At 27.0% G+C, this 22,973-nt stretch carries 19 protein-coding genes and 1 other annotated feature; of the genes, 18 read left to right on the plus strand and 1 reads right to left on the minus strand.

The window, feature by feature from the left end; all coding sequences use genetic code 11:
• Nucleotides 1-22 precede the first annotated feature (22 nt).
• From K0040_RS07615 to K0040_RS07685, 15 genes are all read left to right on the plus strand, one after another.
• Nucleotides 23-1,555: a VanW family protein gene (locus tag K0040_RS07615; protein ID WP_228108323.1), complete on the plus strand. Its 1,533-nt coding sequence runs from the start codon at nucleotides 23-25 to the stop codon at nucleotides 1,553-1,555.
• Nucleotides 1,556-1,748: 193 nt separating this feature from the next.
• Entirely contained in the window at nucleotides 1,749-3,179 is a 1,431-nt protein-coding gene (locus tag K0040_RS07620; protein WP_228108324.1) for a tetratricopeptide repeat protein, read from the plus strand.
• 370 nt (nucleotides 3,180-3,549) lie between these two features.
• A complete protein-coding gene (locus K0040_RS07625) occupies nucleotides 3,550-4,503 on the plus strand; it encodes a WG repeat-containing protein (protein ID WP_228108325.1) in 954 nt (317 codons plus the stop codon).
• A gap of 164 nt (nucleotides 4,504-4,667) precedes the next feature.
• Complete coding sequence (locus tag K0040_RS07630; RefSeq protein ID WP_228108326.1) at nucleotides 4,668-5,534, plus strand: YitT family protein; 867 nt, start codon at nucleotides 4,668-4,670, stop codon at nucleotides 5,532-5,534.
• Nucleotides 5,535-5,731: 197 nt separating this feature from the next.
• Entirely contained in the window at nucleotides 5,732-6,535 is an 804-nt protein-coding gene (locus tag K0040_RS07635; protein ID WP_228108327.1) for an MORN repeat-containing protein, read from the plus strand.
• Between the two features lie 127 nt (nucleotides 6,536-6,662).
• Nucleotides 6,663-7,661, plus strand: coding sequence for a CAP domain-containing protein (locus K0040_RS07640; protein WP_228108328.1), 999 nt, complete (start codon nucleotides 6,663-6,665; stop codon nucleotides 7,659-7,661).
• Between the two features lie 24 nt (nucleotides 7,662-7,685).
• Nucleotides 7,686-8,381: a polysaccharide deacetylase family protein gene (locus K0040_RS07645; RefSeq protein ID WP_228108329.1), complete on the plus strand. Its 696-nt coding sequence runs from the start codon at nucleotides 7,686-7,688 to the stop codon at nucleotides 8,379-8,381.
• A 51-nt stretch (nucleotides 8,382-8,432) separates the two neighbouring features.
• A complete protein-coding gene (locus K0040_RS07650; protein ID WP_228108330.1) occupies nucleotides 8,433-8,756 on the plus strand; it encodes a hypothetical protein in 324 nt (107 codons plus the stop codon).
• Nucleotides 8,757-9,500: 744 nt separating this feature from the next.
• On the plus strand, nucleotides 9,501-11,189 hold the full coding sequence (locus tag K0040_RS07655; protein WP_228108331.1) for a multicopper oxidase family protein: 1,689 nt from the start codon (nucleotides 9,501-9,503) through the stop codon (nucleotides 11,187-11,189).
• A gap of 31 nt (nucleotides 11,190-11,220) precedes the next feature.
• The gene (locus tag K0040_RS07660) at nucleotides 11,221-11,826 is read left to right on the plus strand and encodes a radical SAM protein (protein WP_228108332.1); all 606 of its coding nucleotides are present in this window, start codon (nucleotides 11,221-11,223) and stop codon (nucleotides 11,824-11,826) included.
• 400 nt (nucleotides 11,827-12,226) lie between these two features.
• Nucleotides 12,227-14,044, plus strand: a complete 1,818-nt coding sequence (gene dnaG / locus K0040_RS07665; RefSeq protein WP_228108333.1) for a DNA primase — start codon at nucleotides 12,227-12,229, stop codon at nucleotides 14,042-14,044.
• A gap of 21 nt (nucleotides 14,045-14,065) precedes the next feature.
• Nucleotides 14,066-15,226, plus strand: a complete 1,161-nt coding sequence (gene rpoD, locus K0040_RS07670; RefSeq protein ID WP_228108334.1) for an RNA polymerase sigma factor RpoD — start codon at nucleotides 14,066-14,068, stop codon at nucleotides 15,224-15,226.
• Nucleotides 15,227-15,463: 237 nt separating this feature from the next.
• A complete protein-coding gene (locus K0040_RS07675; protein ID WP_228108335.1) occupies nucleotides 15,464-16,150 on the plus strand; it encodes a tRNA (adenine(22)-N(1))-methyltransferase in 687 nt (228 codons plus the stop codon).
• 15 nt (nucleotides 16,151-16,165) lie between these two features.
• The gene (locus K0040_RS07680; RefSeq protein WP_228108336.1) at nucleotides 16,166-17,263 is read left to right on the plus strand and encodes a Nif3-like dinuclear metal center hexameric protein; all 1,098 of its coding nucleotides are present in this window, start codon (nucleotides 16,166-16,168) and stop codon (nucleotides 17,261-17,263) included.
• A gap of 67 nt (nucleotides 17,264-17,330) precedes the next feature.
• Nucleotides 17,331-17,575: a binding site (T-box leader), on the plus strand.
• A gap of 134 nt (nucleotides 17,576-17,709) precedes the next feature.
• A complete protein-coding gene (locus tag K0040_RS07685; protein ID WP_228108337.1) occupies nucleotides 17,710-18,261 on the plus strand; it encodes a tryptophan transporter in 552 nt (183 codons plus the stop codon).
• Between the two features lie 74 nt (nucleotides 18,262-18,335).
• Here K0040_RS07685 and K0040_RS07690 read toward each other — a convergent pair whose 3' ends face one another.
• Nucleotides 18,336-19,400, minus strand: coding sequence for a 4Fe-4S dicluster domain-containing protein (locus tag K0040_RS07690; RefSeq protein ID WP_228108338.1), 1,065 nt, complete (start codon nucleotides 19,398-19,400; stop codon nucleotides 18,336-18,338).
• A gap of 196 nt (nucleotides 19,401-19,596) precedes the next feature.
• Between K0040_RS07690 and K0040_RS07695 the strand changes: the two genes are divergently transcribed.
• From K0040_RS07695 to vanT, 3 genes are all read left to right on the plus strand, one after another.
• A complete protein-coding gene (locus K0040_RS07695) occupies nucleotides 19,597-20,583 on the plus strand; it encodes a hypothetical protein (protein WP_228108339.1) in 987 nt (328 codons plus the stop codon).
• Nucleotides 20,584-21,201: 618 nt separating this feature from the next.
• Complete coding sequence (locus K0040_RS07700) at nucleotides 21,202-21,540, plus strand: hypothetical protein (RefSeq protein ID WP_228108340.1); 339 nt, start codon at nucleotides 21,202-21,204, stop codon at nucleotides 21,538-21,540.
• A gap of 206 nt (nucleotides 21,541-21,746) precedes the next feature.
• Nucleotides 21,747-22,919 (plus strand): serine racemase VanT catalytic subunit, encoded by a 1,173-nt coding sequence (vanT, locus tag K0040_RS07705; protein ID WP_228108341.1) that lies wholly within the window; start codon nucleotides 21,747-21,749, stop codon nucleotides 22,917-22,919.
• Nucleotides 22,920-22,973 lie beyond the last annotated feature (54 nt).

Below are 22,973 nucleotides of genomic sequence, written 5' to 3' on the forward strand. Positions count from 1 at the left end.
TAACACAACAAGGAGACACATAATGAAGAATTTAAAAGGAATAAATTTAGCTATTATTATACTAAGTAGTATCTTAATTCTGACTTTCGGATTTTGTTATATGCAAATTAATAATGACAAAATAGCTAAAAATACTTATATTAAAGATGTTAATGTGGGAAATTTAAGTAAGGAAGATGCAAAAAAGAAAATATTAAATAAATACAAAATTAATACAATAACATTTAAATATAATGATAAAATATGGCATATTAATCCTAATGATATAGATACAAATTACGATATAGAACAAACAATAGATAATGCTTATAAAGTTAATAGAAGTAAAAATATTTTTGCGAATATTGTAGATACGTTAAAATCTACTTTCGGCATTAAAAGTCATATAAATGTAGTTGTTGATTGTGATGAAGCTAAACTAACTTCAAAACTTGAAGAAATATCACAAGAAGTTAATGTAAGTATGAAAGATGCAAAGATAAATGTATCAGGTAATAATATTGAAATTAGCCAAGATAAAGCGGGCTTACAAGTTGATATTAGCGCTACAATTGATAACTTAAAAAAATCTTTGCAAGAAGGAGTATTTGAAGAGAGCTTAGTTATTATAAAAGTAGAACCTAAAATTAAAAAAGAAGATCTAAAAGATATAAATACTTTGCTTGGAAGTTATCAAACAGTTTTATTTGATGTAAGTCCTGGCAGAATCGAAAACATTAAAATAGCAACAGAGAGAACAAGTGATGTATTGTTAATGCCTGGAGAAGAGTTCTCTTATAATAAACATACAGGGTTAAGAACGGTAAAAAATGGATATAAAAATGCAACAGTAATTGTTAGTGGAGAAGCTGTACAAGGTGTAGGTGGTGGAGTATGCCAAGTTTCTACAACTTTATATAATGCAGTTTTATATGCAGGTCTTGACATAGTAAATGTATATAATCATTCTATACCATCAAGATATGTAGATAAGGGTAGGGATGCTGTTGTATCTGATAGTGGGTTAGATTTTGTTTTCAAAAATGATTATGATAGACCAGTATATATTAAAAATTACTACAATAATGGAATAATTACTTGTCAGGTTTATGGAAACAACAAAGAAAATCAAGATATAAAAATTAGCACAAGTATAGACAAAGTAACGAAAGCTCCAACTAAAGAAGAAAAAGATCCAACATTAGAAAAAGGAAAAAAAAAGATATTAGAGTTTGGACGAGATTCCTATTTTGTATCAACTTATAGAATTTATTATGATGAGAATGGAAAAGAAGTAAAAAAGGAAAAAGTAGCATCTTCCTTCTATCCATCAAAAAAAAAAGTTGTGGCAATAGGAACGAAAAAAGAAAAAAAACCAGCCCAAAAAGAAGAAAACTCATCTGAAAAAGAAAAAAATAATTCTTCTACTACGGATAACTCTAATAAGGATTCAAATAAAAATGAAGATAAGAATGAAGAAAAGGATAATAAAGAAAACAACAGTGACAAAGAAAGTAACAGTAACAAAAATGATAATGATTTAAAAGAAGAAGATATATCTGTAGAAAAAGAGTAAATTATAGACCTAGTTTAATCTAGGTCTTTTTATTTTTCAAATGTATAATATATCTAAAAATATAATTATACAAAATATATGTAGATATATTATTTTTTGACTTAATATAACAAATATGATATCTTAGAGTATATGCAATGTAAGGGAGGAGATTAAAATTTTAGGAGAAGAAATTAGAATAGACATAGATAATATGCCTAGAAAAATTCTAAATATAGATTTAATTGAAGAAAAAAATAGTGACTTTACTTTCTTTGAGATAGATGAAGATGAAAATAATGAAACTTTAAAGGCATTAAAACAGTCTTATGTTACATCAAACTATAAAGATGAAACAATACTTAATTTACAACAGGAGTTAAAAGCACATACAAATGTATTACCAAAGGAAATAAAGCTAGAGTCTTATAATAAATATAATAATGCACTAGAATTGGCACAAAAAAGTTATATAACAACAGCTATTAGATTGGTAGATGAGGCATTACAAATTAATCCTAAAGACGAAGATATCTTAAATTTAAGAGGACTTTTAAAATTATTAAAATGTGACTTTGCAAAAGCCTTTGAAAGTTTTTATACGGCTCAATGCTATGGAAATAATGAATTATCAAGGAAGTATGTAGATAAACTATCTTCAAGAAAATTTAAAGTGTTCTTAGAAAGATATAATCACTCTATTAGATTCATTAACGAAGAAATGAATGAAGAATCTATGGAGATATTTGACTCTTTAATATTAGAAGATCCTGAACTTATTGAACCATATGTAATACTAATATTATTATATGAGAAGATGGGTAAAACTAAAGAAAAGGAAGAGTTATTAGACAGACTTAGATTTGTAGATGCAGATAATCATTTGTTTGATAAAGATCATGATCCTATAAATGAAGAAGAATTTTCTGTGGCAGTTACCAAAAAAGAAAATAAACAAATAGAAAAACTTAAAGAACATAAAAATGTACTTAGTAAAAAGAAAAATATGGCTTACATTATAGCCGGATTATTAATAGTAGTTATAGGAGTCACAGCAATATACAGTAAGAATAGATTGGACAAGATGCACGATGAATTAAGTAAAAAGCAGGAAGCTATTTCTGAAAAAGAAAATGAGTTAAGTGCTAAAGATAAAGAATTGGAAAAGAAAAAAAATGAAATATCTAAAAAAGAAGAAGATTTAGATAAAACAAATAGTGAATTAGATGATGCAAAACAAAAGGCTGAAGATGCTAAATTAATAAAACAAGGTGAAGAAGCTTTATTTATGAAAGGTATTTCCTATGAAAGAGTTGGAGATTACAAAACTGCCTTAAAATATTTTAAACTAGCAATTGAAAATAGTAAAAATCCTACTTTTAAATCATCATCTATTTATCAGTCAGGTTTATGCTACGAAAAATTAAACAAATATGATGAAGCTATTTCTTATTATCAAAGATATGTTAATACATTCCCAAAATCTTATGAATATTTCGATGATTCTTATTATAGAATGGGAATCTTGTACTATGAAAATAATCAATTGCAAAAAGCAAAAGATTGTTTCTATTCCCTAAGATATGAAGATCCAGATAGTAGTTATCTTGCGACTGAAAAAGTAAAAAATATTTTAAAAAAATAATAATATGTAGAAAGATATAGATTGAAACTTTAATCTATATCTTTTTTACATACAAGGAAACTATAGTTGAATTTACGCTGTTGATAAACTCTGGAATTAAGTTATATCAACTCATTTAGGAAATGTAAAAAATGTATTTTTGAGCAAGGTCGTTGCCTGAAATTTCATAGCTTCCACGCAGTAGCTTAAAGCGATAGCAAAATGATTCGCCAACACGTTGTTCAAAGGCATCTCGTTGGCGACATGAAGTGTTTCGCCGACACGTCGCTCAAGCGAAGCGAATTTTTTATGTAGGAGAAATTTTATTTTAGTATATGTAAGTTAAAGAAATAATAAGATATAGAAAGATTATTATTTTAGGAGAGATTATATGAGTAGGGAGTTGATTTTGCCAATATTAATAGATGGTAAATATGGGTTTATTGATAATGAGTATAAAATGGTTATTAGACCCAAGTATAACTATGTTTCTAGTAGGTTTAAAGAAGGCTACTGCATTGTCACTTATATAAAAAAAATAAGAAAAAATACAAAGTGGGTTTTTGGATACATAGACCACAAAGGAGTTACACATTTCTTTTTGCAACTTGAAAGTGCAAATCAATTTTGTGAAGGCTTATCAAAAGTCAGGATAGATGGTAAGTATGGCTTTTTTAATGTGAATTTAGAACAAGAGATAAAACCTTTATATAGAGCAGCTTTAAACTTCAATGAAGAGCTTTGTGGTGTTAGATTAAATAAAAAGTGGGGGTTTATAAATAACAAAGGAGAGATGGTTATAGACCCTATCTTTTCTTATGTAAATAACTTTTATGATGAAAGGGCTTTAATAGAGACTAAAAATAGATATGGCTATATAGATAAAAGTGGAAAGATAATAATAGATGGTGATTTTATTATGGGTTCTGACTTTTCTCAAAATTTAGCAAGTGTTAGAAAAGAAAATAAGTGGGGCTATATAGATAAGAATGGAAAACTAGTTATTGACTATTCATACGATAAAGCGAAAAGCTTTAAAGAAGATTTGGCGCCAGTATGTATTAATAATAAATGGGGATATATAGACAAAAGTGGAAAATTAGTTATTGATACAAAATTTGATTATGCATGCAGTTTTAATGAAGGACTGGCAAGGGTTAATATAAAAAAAGGGCACTTTTCACAAGGACACTGGGGTTTTATAAATAAAGAAGGGGAAATGGTGATTCAACCAGTGTTTAAATCAGTATCTGATTTTTTAGAAGGATATGCGCAAATTAATGAAAGTAAAAATAATTATATAGATAAAAGTGGAAAAATTATTATAAATGGAACTACAAAATAAATGAAAAAAGAGGTTTTGGAATAAAATGGATTGAAAGTGAAATTTCCCTTTTAAAAAAAAATGAAATAAATCATGCATAGTTATAAGAAGTATGATAATATAGTAATGTAAAAAACAACAAAGACGTAAGTTATAATTCGTTTTATTTATTTGGAGGGTGTTTTATGAGTAAGGTTAATACAATGGAGCATGAAAATATTTATGTAAGGTACTCAATAATAATAGTGGGTATTACAATCATGTCCATTGGTGTAAATGGTTTCTTAAGACAGGCACATTTGTTAAGTGGAGGAGTAGCTGGTGTATCAACAGCAATTAATTACTTATCCAATATAAATGTTGGATTTATTACGTTTCTTATTAATGTACCTATTTTTATTTTAGGATTTATATTTTTAGAAAAAGATTTTTTAATTACAAGTCTAATAAATATGATACTATTTTCTATAATTATTGGTATAACACAAGATATAGGAAATATTATTCCAATTGATGATATACTACTACAAAGTGTGTATGGAGGTATATTATGTGGAATAGGTAATGGATTAGTATTTAGAACAAAATCATCTCTTGGAGGTACAGATATACTAGGAGCAATCCTAAAGAATAAATTAAATATTGCAATGAAAACTACTAGTTTCGGAACAAATTTAGCCATTGTATCTGTAAGTTCTTTATTATTTGGAGCAAATTTAGCTTTATATACTTTGATTTCAATGTTTATAAATGCTCAAGTTATGAATTATATAAAAGATGCTTTAAATGATGAAAAAGCAGTTATGGTGTTTTCTAACAACTCAGAACCTATAGCAGATGAGATCATGGATAATTTAGTTAGAGGAGTAACATTTTTAGACGCAGAGGGTGGATATACCCATGAAAAGAAAAAAATTATTTATTGTGTAGTTTTATCTAGAGAAATTCCGAAAATAAAAGAGATAGCATTAAAATACGATGATAGGGCTTTTATTTCAGTTAATGATATAAATGAAGTTAAGGGTAAAGGATTTAAAGAAAAATTTTTATAAACTAAAGCCAGGCTATGTTCTGGCTTTTATTAATTTAAAATACAAATACGTATTTTCATATGCAGTTTATAATATAATCTTCAAAAGATTAATAAAATGAATATATACAATTATAAAATTAAGTAAGTATGGAAAAAAAATTCCTATTACTTTATAATAATATATAAGAAATACCATATAGAAAATGGGGGATGATGATGAGTATATCAAAAGATTTTGTTAATATATATAAGGATTATTTACGAGAAGTTAATATTTATAAAAAAACCATTAGATCAGTTGAAAACATGAAAAGGAAAGCTGAAAAAAAACAAGCTATAGCAACTGAGGAAGAAATGTCTTTAGTAGAAAAAGAAGAATTGAATGAAGAAGACGAATTTTCATGTACTAAGGATAAGATTTACTGTTTTTCAAATGGAGATAAATATATAGGAAAAATACAGAAAAATGAACTACATGGTAGGGGTTATTATGTAATGTATGATGATGGTAAAATTATCATGGAATACTTGGGTGAATTTGAGAATAATTTAAGAGAAGGTATTGGTGAATGTAAATTTGAAAATGGCAATCTTTATTTAGGCAAGTTCAATGAGGACTTAATGAATGGAATAGGCCAGATGAGTTATTCAAATGGAGATGAATACATAGGTGAATGGAAAGATGGAAAAAAACATGGAACAGGAATATTCACCTGGAATGATAGTGTAAAATACAATGGAGAGTTTAAAGAAGGAAAGATGGATGGAGAAGGTCAATGTTTTGATTGTGATGGAAATCTTATTTATGAAGGGCAGTGGAAAAATAATCTAATACATGGATTTGGAACTTATATTTGGAGTGAAGATAAAAGATATGAGGGAGAATTCATGCATGGTAAAAAACATGGACAAGGTACTTTTTATTTAAATGGGGAATTAATTTATGAAGGAACATGGAAATTTGATAAGCCATCTGTTTTTGGAAGAAGTTTAGACGAATTATTTTGTGTTAAATTATAGCTTTATCTTAGGATAAAGCTTTTTTAATACTAGTGAATTTTGAGCAAGGTGGTTGGCTGAAGTGGTAGCGACCATCCAGTGGCTTAAGCAAAATTTTTATTACACCTCTATTTGAAAGGGTGATATTTTGAAAAAAATAATATCTATATTTCTAGTAATATTTTTGGTGTTTTTTTATAATACAGGTTATTTTATGGAAATTAGAGAAGAAATACAAGAAAAATTTTTGAAAAACGATTTAAACACAAAGGTTGAAACAGATGATAACAAAGAAACTAACATTAAAAAAGTTTATAATTTTAAACAAATTAAAATAGGTGACTCAAAGGATTCTGTAATAAAAAAAATAAATAAACCAAATAGAATAGATAAAAGTGAGTATAAATTTAATTGGTATGTGTACAATGGATATAAAGAAAATTTTGTTATGGTGGGAATAAAGAATAGTAAAGTAGTAGCTTTATTTACAAATAATATTGATTCTTGTGAAAATGAAGGTATTTATATTAACAAAGATATAAAATATATAAAAGAAAATTACGAATTACTAAGGTATAAAAACAAAGGAAATATAAAATATGACATATCTTCTAATAATGATTACAGCGTCATATACAAAAATAAAAAGTATATTACAGTATTTTATGACAAGTTTAATAAAAATAAAATTTGTGCTTATCAAATAATTGAAAAATCTTGTGAAGATGAAATAAAATATATATATCCACCGCAAGATAAAGATATAGAAAAAAGTTTTATGTATCAAATAATAGATTTAGTAAATAGTACACGATATAAATATAATTTAAATGGATTATATTATAATGAAAAGGCAACTATATGTGCTAAAAAACATAGTGAAGATATGAAAAATAATGATTTTTTTGATCATGTAAATTTAAAAAATAAAACTCCATTTGATAGGATGGAAAAAGAAGGTATTGATTATTTAAGTGCAGGAGAAAATATTGCGGCTGGGCAAACAAGTGCCATATTTGTTCATAATGGATTGATGAATTCAGAGGATCATAGAAAAAATATTTTGGGGAATTATAAATATATCGGTGTAGGAGTTGTATTTGGAGGAAAATATAAAACTTACTATACAGAAAACTTTTTTGGTTAATACAAGGAAGGAAGTAAGACTATAATGACACCTAAAGTTAAAAACATTTTATTATTTATGATAATCTTATTTATTATAATTCCTAATTATCATGAGGTATTCTCATTAGTGGAAAACAATGATATATTTTTCAAAAATGGTTCAAGAGAAGAAAAAATAATAGCCCTAACCTTTGATGATGGGCCACACCCAAAAGAAACCCATGAGGTTTTAGATGTACTAAATAAGTATAATGTTAAAGGAACTTTCTTTGTGGTAGGAAAGCATGCTAATTGGTATAGCGAGCCATTAATAAGAGCAGCTAAAGAAGGACATGAAATAGGTAATCATACCTTTACTCATCCTGATATCAGCAACTTAAGTAGTGAGGATATAAAACGAGAAATAAAAGAATGTGAAGATACTTTAGTAAAATTAACTGGAAAGAAACCTACTTCATTCAGGCCTCCATATGGAAGTTATAGTGAAACAAAATTAGGAGAAATTGCAAAGGAATGTGGATACAAAATAATACTTTGGACTACCCTAGATGTTAAGGATTGGAAAAATCCACCTTCGTCACAAATTTCAGATACGATAATTAACAAATCTAAAAATGGAGACATAATTTTACTTCACGATTATGCAACAGAAAACACTGTAAAAGCATTAGATACAATAATACCTGAAATGATGAAAGAAGGATACAAATTTGTTACTGTATCAGAATTAATTGATTAATAAATAAAATTTAATGAGATATAATTACAATAACTAAAAGGATTTGGTTAAATGTATAATAAAGTGTATGAAAAAAGAGAGTTTATCATTTTCCAAGTGAAAAATGGTTATATAGCTTATAACACTAAAAAAACATTTGCAGATGGCCATACCCACCTTAGGTGTTTCGACAGTGCAAAAACAGCCATTGATTTAGTTATAAGAAAAAAAGTGCCAAGAAGCACTGATTTATACTACCTTACAAGTCTTATTAGATTAAGTGAAGATATTGATTATATCACAAAAATAAATGGATTAACTAAGTACAGAAAAGAAAAATTAAATAGAGAAAATTACCAAAAAAATAAAATAAAAATATTGAAAAGGAGCATATAGCTCCTTTTTTTGACTTTAAATATAAAAATAATTAATTATATTACATATAGTAACAAGTTTTTTTAACTTAACATATAGTATATCAAGGATAAGTTAAAAAATAATCCTTAGAGAGGGGTGAAATATATGGATAAGGACAAGCGTAAATGTTGTTGTAAAGGTAAAAGTTATAAAGGACATCGATGCTGTGAAAAAAAATGTCATCATGAAAACCATCATTGTGATCAGCCATGTGAAAGATCATGTAAGTGTAAGCGCTGTTGTAAATGTAGAGGTCACTGCAAATGTGGACGCTTTTGCAATATGATTCTTTTCCAAAAAAGCAAGAAGGGTTGTAGATTTGTTTTTGAATGTAAATGTGGACGCTGTTTTGAATGTATATGCGATCTTAATGGGAATTGCTGCTGTGAAAGAGAGTGTTGCTGCTTAGACAAGAAAAATACAATTAAATTTAATGTTACTTTTGTAGATGAGGGTTGTAATAAGAAAAAAACTTGTAGCCATAATTGCCTTAAAAAGAATAAACGTTGTAAATGTAAATAATATAGAGTGATTTAAGGAGTTTAAAATTAAAATAATTAATTTTTACAGTAACGAATATGTACTCTCATGATAGTAAATAAATACTTTTATGAGAGTTTTTCTTATGTCTATAGAGGAATTAAAAAAAATAAAAAACATATATTTAATTAGAATAATTCTTTTATATAGAACATTAAAAGGTAGGTGAAAAATAGTATATTTATGAAAAAATTAAACCCATCCTATATTCCTAAATTCAAAAATAAATTAGATAAACTACCTGTTTTTGTACCTTCTTTTTATAAAAGAGAAGATAAAATAAATCACCACTATAGCGTAGATGCATGTGAATTTTATCAACAAATATTACCAGAAGGCTTTAATAAAACAAAGGTATGGGGCTTTGGGGGACTTTGCAAAGATGAAAATAATAAAGGCATTAAATACATAAAGCACTCGCCAGGACCTACGTTTGAAGTTGATAGAGATGTAAATACAAATATACAATGGAATAATAAAATATTAGGAGAATACATGTTTAAAATTGATAAGACCCTTGCTTGGCCTAATCCTAATAACATAATATTTAGTGATATAGAAGATGATTCTAAAGAAGGGCAGTGGCCTCCTACGTTAGTCATACATGTTCATGGAATGTGTGTACCTCCTATTTACGATGGTCATCCTAAAGCTTGGTATACTGCAACAGGGATTAAGGGGCCAACTTATTCCACTAATTATTATAAATACACAAATGATCAAAGTGGCGCTATGCTTTGGTACTATGAACAAAGTCCGGGAGTATCAAGATATTCAGTTTACTCCGGATTGTGTGGATTATATTTTATAAAAGACGAAAAATATAATTTACCAAAGGATGAGTATCATATTCCATTAGTTATTCAGGATAAGTCTTTTTATGAAGATGGTTCTCTTTATTATGAAGATGAAAAAACTAATTTAAATCATCCTTATTGGAAATCAGCGTTTTATGGTGAAGCAATTTTAGTTAATGGTAAAGTATGGCCTAATTTAGATGTGAAGAATCAATTGTACAGATTTCATATTTTGAATAGTTCTAACACTAGACCCTATAAGATAGCCTTGTCTGATAACAGTAAAATGATTCAAATAGGTAGTGATGGTGGATACCTTGATAAAGCTCAAGAATTATTAGATTTTGTATTGTACCCAGGAGAAAGGATTGACTTACTTATAGATTTTTCCAAATATAAAAAAAATGATAAGATTATAATGAAAAACTTATTATCCTTAGATGAGTGCCAAGATATTATGAGATTTACTGTTGCAAAAACTAGTAAAAAAATAGAGTATAATTTCCCTAAAAATTTTATCAAATATCCTCCTATGAAAATTAACTCTAATAAAATTTCAACTTTTTTTTATGAACGAAAAAAAGAAAAATGTAAAGATGGGTATTTTATAAATAATGACATATATACAAATCCTCCAGATTTTGTTGTAAGAGTTGGTTCAACTTTTTTATGGGAGTTTATAAACTTATGTGATGACGATGTATGTTTGCATATACATCTAACTAACTTTCAAATTGTAGAAAGACAAAAAATTAACAAAGAGAAGTGTAAAGAAATATATGAAAAAAATAAAATATTAAAACCTTCTGATGTAGATGATGAATGTGAAGGCTCAACTATATTCCCGCAAAAATATGAAAGAGGGTTTAAAGATACATTATATTGTCCTCCATCATATATCACTAGAATAATTATCCGATATGCGCCAACTTATATTATGAATGAAGTTAATATAGGTGAAAATTACTTTTCGTTTAATACAAGTGATGGACCGGAGTATATTATAAGTTCTCAAATTTTAGAGCAAAAAGACAACTACTTAACTAGACCACAAATTGTGCTTTCAGAGGAATAAAATAGACATGTGATTAAAACTAGGAGGTTATATGTATTTATATTTAAATGATAATTTAAATGGCAAAGATACTTCAACTGCTCATATCAAGTTAAATAATATTTGTAGCGGAGGATGTACAAACTGTGGAAAATATTTGAAATCTTTATGTTTATGCACTCCATACAATAATATAAAAAAAGAACTAATTTGTAGTAGTTGGCTAAGAATAATAGATTCGTTATTTAATCTTGGTTTAAAAAAGGTATTTTTTACAGGTGGAGATCCATTTTTCTACGAAGATTTAGACAAAATAGTAAATTTTGCTTTACAAAAAGGAGTAGAGGTTAATATAGTAACTACAGGATTAATAGATATACCAAAAACTTTATCTTATGAGGGGAATATTATACTTACAGCATTTGAATATAGAAATTATAAGCATATATTAAAAAAATTTGAAAAGTTTAAAAATGTATATATTTATTATATTGATGATGATTTATATAAAGATTTCAAAAAATATTTAAAGAAAAATATGAATGTAATAAAGTGTACTGTGAATAAAGAAATGGCTTTCAATTCCACACATATATTTATTAATGAAGAAGGAAAAATACTAAATAATTTTGAGGCATTTGGAAATTATACATTTTAAAATTGAATATTAAAAATAAAAACATTTGATTACAAATCAAATGTTTTTATTTTTAATAAAATCACATAATTTTTGGATTTATTTTAATACTATAAATATCGAATATGAAAATAACTAAAATTGTCAAGGACAAAGAATATAAAATTATTATAAATAAACTAAACATTATAAGACATTAATTGAAATATTTGAAAAAAACATATTTTACAGTGTGATTCGACAAATGAAAGAAATTAAGGTATAAAAATAAAAATATATATTCTTGAAAAAAGTTAAAAAAAGTAATAAAAAAAAGAAGGGTATTAACAAAAAAAGTCGAATTATGTATAATAGTATTTGACAAATGAAAATTTTAATGTAGAATAGAAATGTTACGAATAATACACCAGAGGGTGAAAATATGAATAATATGAGAGATTTAATAGATGAAGTTAAAAACAGATGCGATATTGTAAATGTAATATCCCAGTACATAAACTTAAAAAATTCAGGAAGTAATTATAGTGGTCTATGTCCATTTCATAATGAAAAAACAGGATCTTTTCATGTAAATCAGAAAAAACAAATTTATAAATGTTTTGGATGTGGTGAAGGTGGAGATGTTATAAATTTTGTTATGAAAATAGAAAATTTAGATTTTATAGAAGCTGTAAAATTATTAGCAGAGAAAAATGGAATAGAATTTAAGACAAATCTAAGTGAAGCAGATAAGGCAAAAATGGAAAGCATTAAACTAATGCAAGATATTCATTTAAAAGCTGCAAGATACTATTTTGCAAATTTGATTAACTCCAAAAACAAAGGGTATGATTATCTTAGAAGAAGGGGACTTAGTGATAAAATAATTAAAAAGTTTGGCCTAGGATACTCTCTAGAATCATGGAATAGTCTCATGGATTATTTATTATCAATAGGTTATGAAAAAAAAGATTTAGTTGAAAGTGGACTAGTTACGCATAAGGAAAATGGTAATAAATATTACGACAGATTTAGAAATAGGGTAATGTTCCCAATTTTTGATTATAGAGGAAATGTTATAGGTTTTGGAGGAAGAGTGCTTGATAACTCATTGCCCAAATATCTTAATTCACCTGACTCTTTACTATTTAATAAGAGATTTAACCTATATGGGCTAAATTATGCAAAAAAAAGTATAAGCAATGATATCTTAATATTAGTAGAAGGTTACATGGACTTAATATCATTATATGAATATGGAGTAGAAAACGTAGTAGCAACACTTGGTACAGCCTTAACAAATGAACAAGGCAAATTAATAAAAAGATATGCATCTACTGCTATAATATCCTATGATTCAGATGATGCAGGAGTCAAAGCAACTCTTAGAGCTATAGATATATTAAGAAATCAAAATATAAATGTTAAGATCTTGAATTTAAAAGACTGTAAAGATCCAGATGACTTTATTAGAAAATACAAGAAAGAAGGTTTCTTAAAAGCTATAGAAAATTCAGTTTCTCATATTGTATTTCAAATTAACATCTTAAAAAGAAAATTTGATTTTAATAAGGATGAGCATTTGATAAAATTTGCAAAAGAAGCAGCGTTAATAATTAAGACTTTATCATCTCCCGTTGAAAAAGATTATTACATTAAGTATGTAAGTAAAGAATTTAATATTAGTTTGGATGCAATGAAAGAAGAAGTTTTTGGGAAAAACTTTGATAAAAGTAAAAAAAATTATAAAAATTTTAAAAAAACTGAACAAAAATCAATAGAAAAGATTAAAAATATCGAAAACGGTGAAAAATTTGTAGAAGAAACCTTTATTAAACTGTTAATGGAAAATAAAGAACTTCGTCTTATTGCATTGTTAAAAATTAGTGAGAATGACTTCTTAATTAATGACAGTAAAGAAATTTTTAATCTAATAATTAAAAATAAAGAATTGGACAAAATAACTATTGACAAAATCAAAAGTTTAAACATATCTGAAGAATATTTGAAGGATTTGGATAATATATCATTAAATAGCATAAGCACTTATAATTCTAAAAATGTTGATGAAATAATTAAAAATGTGAAAAGAAATAAGCGTCACAAAGAAATTGATGAATTGCTTCAAAAACAAAAAAATTTAGAATTAAGCTTAAGTGACAATAAAATGGATAAAGACACCATGAAAGAGGTAGAATTAAAAATTATGAATATAACTTTAAAAATATTAGATATACAAAAGAGCTTAAAAAGCTTATAATTCACGAAAGGAGGTTTGAGTGTGGCAAATAATAGAGAAGCTAATAAGTTAGCAGCAAAAAGTCTTATTGAAAAAGGTAAAAAACAAGGATCTCTTACATTAGATGAAATAATGGGAGCCTTTTCAGATACAGAACTAGATAAAGATAAGGTTGAAAATCTTTATGAAACTTTAGGCAATTTAGGAATTGAAATATTAGAAAATAAAACTGAAAAAGTTGCAATTGATTTTTCAGCAGATGATGACGATTTAACTTTAGATATGGAAAACATAGATGACGATGTTGATGAAAAAATTAAAAAAGAAGATGACGTCGAAATGGATAAACTAGACTTATCTCTTCCAAAAGGAATAAGTATAGATGATCCAGTAAGAATGTATTTAAAGGAAATAGGTAAAATTTCTTTGCTTAAACCTCATGAAGAAGTTGAGCTAGCAAAAAGAATGCAAGAAGGAGACGAAATAGCTAAACAAAGATTAGTTGAAGCCAATTTAAGATTAGTTGTAAGTATAGCGAAAAGATATGTTGGTAGAGGTATGTTATTCTTAGATTTAATACAAGAAGGAAATCTGGGTTTAATAAAAGCTGTTGAAAAGTTTGATTATGTAAGAGGATTTAAATTTTCAACTTACGCAACATGGTGGATTAGACAAGCAATTACTCGTGCCATAGCAGACCAAGCAAGAACTATAAGAATACCAGTGCACATGGTAGAAACAATAAACAAATTAATAAGAGTTTCAAGACAATTATTACAAGAATTAGGAAGAGATCCTAAACCAGAAGAAATAGCTAAAGAAATGGAAATGTCTGAGGAAAAAGTAAGAGAAATAATGAAAATAGCTCAAGATCCAGTATCTTTAGAAACTCCAATTGGTGAAGAAGAAGACTCTCACTTAGGAGATTTTATACCAGATGAAGATGCTTTAGCTCCAGCAGAGGCAGCAGCATACTCTTTACTAAAAGATCAAATAGAAGAAGTTTTAGGCTCTTTAAATGAAAGAGAACAAAAAGTATTAAAATTAAGATTTGGCCTTGAAGATGGTAGAGCAAGAACTCTTGAAGAGGTTGGGAAAGAGTTTGATGTTACACGTGAAAGAATAAGACAGATAGAAGCAAAGGCTTTAAGAAAATTAAGACATCCAAGTAGATCAAAAAAACTTAGAGACTATTTAGATTAATATAGATAAAATAAAAATTCGCCAACTTTGGCGAATTTTTATTTTCAAGGATTTTACGCATTAAATCTTAATAAAAAATTCTTAAAATTAAGAATCAACCTGTTGTCACATGAAGTATTTCGTCTACACGTCGCTCAATCAAAGTGGATTTTTAATTATGGGGAAATAAAATCTGAAGAAATTGTTAATATATATAATAAGATAATGTAACAAGTGAATATGAAAGGAAGAAATAAAGTGAAATTAACGAATAGATTATTAAAAATAGCATCTTTAGTAAGTGAAAATAAAAGATTAGCTGATATAGGTACGGATCATGGGTATATACCTGTATATCTTTTAAATCAAAATAAAATAGACTTTGCTATATTGGCAGATATTAATAAAGGCCCTTTAGAAAATGCAAGAAATGAAGTAAGAAGAAACAAACTAGAAGATAAGGTAGATTTAAGACTTGGATCTGGAATAGAAGTATTAAAAAAAGGTGAAGTAGAAGAAGTAATAATTGCAGGAATGGGTGGCATATTAATAGGTGAGCTACTTGAAGCTAATAAAGAAGTAGCTCATAGTGTAGAAAAATTGATTTTACAACCTATGCAAGCTCAAGAAGAATTAAGACAATATTTATTAAACAATGGGTATGAAATCATAGATGAATGTTTAGAAAAGGAAGATTTTAGACTTTATGAAATAATCATAGCAAAATACACTGGTAAAAATACATTAGTCGAAGATAATATATATTACGAGGTAGGAAAAAAATTAATAGAAAATAAAGATAAATTATTAACTGAATTTATTAATAATAAAATAAAAAAATATAATAATATTATAAATAAATTAGGAGATAAAGATACTGAAGCAGTTATACTTAAAAGAGATTTAGCTAAGGATAAAATAGAAAAATTAAAAAAATTAATTTAACAAGGGGTTGAAAAAATGAAGTTAAATGATTTAATAAAAAAAATTGAAAATAAATATCCTCTTAATTTAGCTTATGATTGGGATAACGTAGGATTATTAGTGGGAGATTTCCATAGTGAAGTAAAAACTGTCTTAGTTTCACTTGAGGCAAATGAAAAAGTTATTGAAGAAGCTATAGAAAAAAATGTGGATTTAATAGTTACACATCATCCTTTTATTTTTAGGAAAATGAACAAAATTAATACAAAAGATTTAAAAGGAAGACTTATACATAAATTAATTAAAAATGATATAGCTCTATATTCTATGCATACAAATTTTGATATAGCTTTTGATGGTCTTAATGACTATTTTATGGAAATAATGGAGTTTGAAAATAGTAAAATACTTGGTGTAACTTCAAGTGAAACTTTATACAAACTTGCAGTTTATACTCCCATGACTCATGAAATAATAGTCAGAGAGGCTTTAGGAGAAAGTGGAGCAGGATATATAGGGAATTATAGCAACTGTACATTTAACAGCTCAGGAATAGGAACATTTAGGCCAGAAGACAATTCAAATCCTTTTATAGGCGAAAAAGGTAAGATAGAAGAAGTTAAAGAAGTTAAAATTGAAACTATTGTTCCAAGTAGCATATTACAAAAGACAATATCAAAAATTATTAATGCTCATCCTTATGAAGAAGTGGCATATGATGTTTACAAATTAGAAAATAAAGGCAAAACGGCAGGCCTTGGAAGATATTCTACTCTTAATAGTGAAATAAACTTACAAGGTTTATGCGAAAAAATTAAATCAAAATTAAATATGGATCATATAAGAGTTGTTGGAGAATTAAATACAAAAATAAAAAAAGTTGCAGTTGTAACTGGAGCAGGTTCAGACATGGTAGGACTAGCGAAATCTAAAAATTGTGATGTTATAATCACAGGAGATGTGAAATATCATGAGGCTCAAGATGCTTTAGATATGAATATGTGCATAGTGGATTGTGGTCATTTTGATACAGAAGATATATTTAAAGATGTGATGAAGAGATTTTTGCATACTATTGAAAATATTGAAATTATAAGTAGTACAATAAATTTAAACCCATTTAAAATAATTTAATAAATAAAAAATCATAAAATTAGTTGACAAAATTAAATAAATTACATATTATGTTATTAATAATAAATTAAATCCTTTGATAAGGGATAGTAGTCAAATTTAGGTTCAAAATAGAGAGTTGAGGATGGTGGAATCTCGACAAGAAGAAATTTGGTGAATGGGCCTTTGAGGAGTAAATCGAAATCTTTGTGAAAGTAGACTTTACCGTGGTTTGCACGTTATAGCAAATGAGGTATGATGGTACCAATATTAAGAGGTGTATTTATAATACACAAATTAGGTGGCAACGCGGAGTATAACTTCGTCCTATTTATATAGGGCGGAGTTTTTTTATTGCAAAAAAGAAAGGTAGGTGAAAATCTTGGTATGAACTAAAACTCTTAAGAGGTTAAAAGAGGAATTAATTTATTTAAATGTAATTAAAAAATATTTTGGAGGATATTATTATGAAAATGAATACAAGAAAATTAGTTTTAAATGCTGTACTTTTAGGAATTGGTTTAGTTTTACACCAGATAGAGCCTGCTATATTTGGTGTAAAGCCTGATATGACATTAATAATGTTATTTACAATAATGATTATAAATAAAGACGATTATAAGGCTTGTTTAATATGTGGTATAATAGCTGGTATATTTTCTGGAATGACAACGTCATTTCCTGGAGGTCAAGTACCTAATGTTATAGATAAATTTATTACTACAAATATAAGTTTTTTAGTTATGGTGGCTATGTATAAGGTTCCTTTTATGAAAAAATTAGCTGATAAAAATCAAGACTTTATTGTTTCCAATGTATTAATGTCTTTAGGAACGGCTATAAGTGGATTTATATTTTTAATATCAGCTCAAATTTTAGTAGGTCTTCCTGGAGATATGAACTTAAGTATGTTATTTGCAGTAGTTGTACTTCCAGCGATAGGTATTAACTTACTAGTTGGTGTAATTGTGTTTAAGGTAATTCATGTTACAATGAAAAGAGTAAGTTTTCAAAGTTAGAAAAGTAAATAAAAAACTATCCCCTCCAGTTATATGTAGGGGATAGAAAGTTTAAAACAATACAAATGAAATTTTTATCTTAGCCAAGAAGGATTTCCTGGAACAAACACTCTAGTTCCAAACTTTCTTTTATATTCATCCAAGACATCTTGTATAGCAACTCCATTTTTTTTAAATGAACTATATTTTTTTACACTTTCAAGATTTTGGCTAAAAGGACATACTGATATGCACATACCGCAGTCAGTTCCTAAGTATCTCCACTTTTCATAACAAGTTTCAACATCTACTATCCAATTATATTTATTATCTTTATTAATTTTGTTTTCTCTAGATAAAGACTGAGTTGGACATGTAAGGGCACATTTTTTACATACTTTACAAAAATCTTCTAATCCAAAGTCTATTTTTTCATCAATATCAAGAGGTAAATTTGTAGTTACAACTCCTAATTTGAATCTTGAACCGTAGTCTTTATTTGTGAGAATGGCATTTCTACCTATCTGACCAAGTCCTGCATCTTCTGCTATAAGGGCAGGCATAACAAGATAGTTTGCATCAACATGATTTCTTGCTTCATAACCTAAACTTCTAATATAATATGAAATAATCATGCCTATAACTGCTACATCTACATAACTCTTTGATGTGGCAATGATTTCTGAAATCATAGGAGCTCTGTTAACCATGTCTCTATCCATTTCACAAGCAAATGCAATTGCAAATTTGTGGTCAAGATTAACTTCCTGCCCATAATCCTCTTCTGATCTACCTTTATGTGTATAAATATGCTTTTTTTCTAACTTAGTTATCCCAACCATACAAGCACCGTATAAAGAAGCAACTCCTTTTATCTTTTTCGTAAATGTTTTACTATCACCATCAATTTTTATAGGAGATACTTCTCCTTCACATAAATCTTTAATATCTCTTAAAAAAGCAAAGGCACTTCCTGCAATTGGTGAATTAAGAGCATTGTATGTAGTTGTACCTTCTTCTAACAATTCTGGTCTAGTTCTTAAACTATCATCAATATCTTTTTTTTCTGGATTTTTGGCATAATAGTCTTTATATACAGTGCTGTCTTTTTTATAATGAGCTCTTGCGAACATAGTATCCCTTTCATCAATTCTTTCCAATGAAACCATCCCCTTTTGATTTTATCTTATGTTACAGTAATTATTGTAGATTATTGAAATATAAAAGTCATTATAAAAATAAATGGAAATATAAAGTTAAAATTTTTATATAAATTAAAAACATTTTTAGTGTATTTTAGAAAAAAATGTAAAAGATATAAATAAGGTCTTATTTATTTTTAGAAAGGAGATTAAAATGAAAAATCTAAAATATTTACTATTATGTTTAATAATGATTATGACGACAACACTGACAATAGATGCAACAGAGAAGGAAAATAAATATATATTAGGTGGAAAATTAGTTGATGAATCTGTTGTAGGTGAAGATTTGGAGGTTGTTGATAGTAAAGAAGAAAATTACGATTTAGAAAAATTTTTTAGACCATCTGATATGGCCATATTAAATGATGATAATCTTAATATTTTAAAGGAATTCTATAATAAGAATCCATATAAAATGGACTTACCATCAAAGCCATTTAGATCAGGAAAGGATACTGTGGTAAACTACTTTAATGTACTTAGGGAAGCTGCTAATCCAACAGAAAATAATAAAACAGGATGTGGATCATTAGGAGAAGCTAAAGGACCCTATCCAGTAGCATATAATTTTTTATCGAAATCTTATCAAAAAGAATTGCCATACAATGATTTCTTAGATTCATTTAAAAATATACTTCACATTAATCTGATTAAAGTTAATAACGTTGCAGCAGATGAAGAAAACCCAAATTTACTAAAATACTTTGTAGAGCTAGAAGTTATTGAAGGGTCCAAAGAGGACAAAGGCTTATTTGCATATTACTATGGCTATATATATTTACACAAGGAAAATGATGGTTATAAAATTGTTAAAATGAATTACAGTAGTGAAAATTATTTATGTGCACCATATCATGGATGGGCATATGACGCTAAAGCTTTTGTAGAAATAGAATATGGAAACTGGTGTTCATTGATTGATGGAGATGTAATTGTAAATGAAGATGGATATGAAAAAAGAGCATACTATAAAGACAAAGACGATAATGAATATTATGTACTTTTTTATGAATTAACTAATGGAGTAGATAAAAAAATAGCGGATTACAAGAAAAACAAGAATAATCAATGGGAAGTTATTTATATTAACCCAGAAAAATGTATACAAAATAAAGATTCAGGAGGAAATCAAAAATAACAATAAAATTATAGTAATTAATAATATATGATAAAAACAAATAAAATATAACTATGAAAAAGAAAATAAAATATTATTATTTATCAAAAATTATGAACAAAATTGTATGTACATAAATACAATTATATTAAGGAAGTGGCAGTGGTAATATCTCAAACTAACACGTGAAACTCTTCAGAGGAGCTTTCAATGTATGTTAAAACTTAAGCCCATTCAAGAGTATAAAATAAATAATTTTGGGTAGATAACAGTAAAACCACTTCCTTAACGAATTTTAATAAATATAAGCTAAACTAATTATTAGTTTAGCTTTTTTACATATAAGGAAACTATAGTTGAATTTACGCTGTTGATAAACTCTGGAATTAAGTTATATCAACTCATTTAGGAAATGTAAAAAATGTATTTTTGAGCAACGGAGTTGCCTGAAGCGGTAGCTAAGGCATCTCGTTGGCGATATGAGCGAAGCGAATTTTTTATGGAATTATTTCCTATAATGTTATATTATTGAAATTTACATATTAATTACAAATATTAATATTAAAATTTATAACTTTTTTATGTAAAAATACAAATACTATTTATATATAATAACCTTTTAAGGAAGGAGAATTTAATATGAAAAGTATTGAATATTTTGAACACTACAGGGATATAAACCAAAAAGTAAAAAAAGCCGTAATATTTGGTGCAGTAACTGCAGGAGTAGGTGCAGCAGCATATATTGGTACAAGAAAGTTGCTAGGAATAATTGAAGATAAAAGATTGGCAAGATATTATGAAGATGAAATAGAAGAAATTTTTAAAGAAAAAGAAAAAATGCAGTTTTATGAAGATGAATTTATAAGACAAGAAGAGGAAGAAAAAGAAGCATTGGAAAAAGCGGTTGATGAGTTTAATTCTAAAAGATTAAAAAGAGAAGAGTGTCCTCATTGTTCAGAGAACAAAGGCGAATAAAGTGTAAAAGAAGAAAAAACTAAATCATATAACCACAAATGAATATGATTTATAATAAAAAATAAGCCATTTTTATGGCTTATTTTTTATTATAAATTTGATGGAATATTATTAATAATCAGAAAATATGCTATAATTAAGATAGAGTTTATGTATAAAATAATATAAATTTTTTACTGAAGGGTATGTTAGGGGGGGAAAATACAATGATAAAAAAGATTTATAAGAGTAGAGACGAAATAGATACTTCTAAGTTAAGAGCTTTTGCAGAAATTAATTTAACTAATTTCAAACATAATATAGATGTGATTTCAACGATGTTAGACAAAAACTGTGAAATTGTAGGAGTAGTAAAGGCAAATGCTTATGGACATGGTGCATTAGAAGTAGCTAGTTATTTTGAAAGTATAGGAATAAAATATCTAGCAGTAGCATGTATTAGTGAAGCTATAAAATTAAGAAAAGGAAATATTAAAGGTGAAATAATAGTTTTAGGTTATACACCTGTTTGTCAAAAAGAAGAGTTGATAGAATACAATTTAACTCAGACTTTAATAAATAGTGAATATGCTAAAAGTTTAAGTGAGTTACCAGGAACTGTTAAATGTCATGTAGCACTTAACACTGGTATGAACAGAATAGGTGAAAATAGAGATAACCTAGATGATATTAAGTCAATATTTAAATTAAAAAATATGGATATTACAGGTATATTCTCTCATTTATGTAGAGCTGATAGTGAGGCAGAAGAAGATATATTATTTACAAGAAAGCAAATTGAAAATTTTGATTATATAATTGATAAATTAAAAGATGAAAATTTAAATTTAGGAAAAGTTCATTTACAAAACTCTTACGGTATAGCATCCTATAGAGAAATACATAGAGACTTAGCCAGACCAGGTATTATATTATACGGTGTTCCTTGTGATCCATGTGACGCTATATTAAGTAAATTGCCAGATAATGAACAATTAAAGCCCACAATGTCACTAAGATGTAGAGTAGCTATGGTAAAAGAAGTAGAAGCTGGTGAGAACATAGGTTATGGTAATAACTTTACTACATCAACTCCAATGAAAATAGCTACTATTACTATTGGATACGCAGATGGATTTTCTAGAGCAGTATCTAAAAAAGATTTTAAAGTCTTAATAAATGGTCAATATGGAAGAATAGTAGGTAATGTTTGTATGGATCAAACAATGGTAGATGTAACTAATATTGATAATATTAAAGAAGGAGATATTGTAACATTGTTTGGTCAAGATGGAGGCTTTTATTTACCAGTAAACCAATTGAGCAGACTAAGTGGAACAATAACAAATGAAACCTTAAGTTGTATAGGTAGTAGAGTGGAGAGAGTATATCATTATTAAATTTAAGTATATAATTAAAAAACTGTAGATTTTAGTATCTACAGTTTTTTAGTA

Source organism: Terrisporobacter petrolearius, assembly GCF_020748185.1.
Classification (GTDB): Bacteria; Bacillota; Clostridia; order Peptostreptococcales; family Peptostreptococcaceae; genus Terrisporobacter; species Terrisporobacter petrolearius.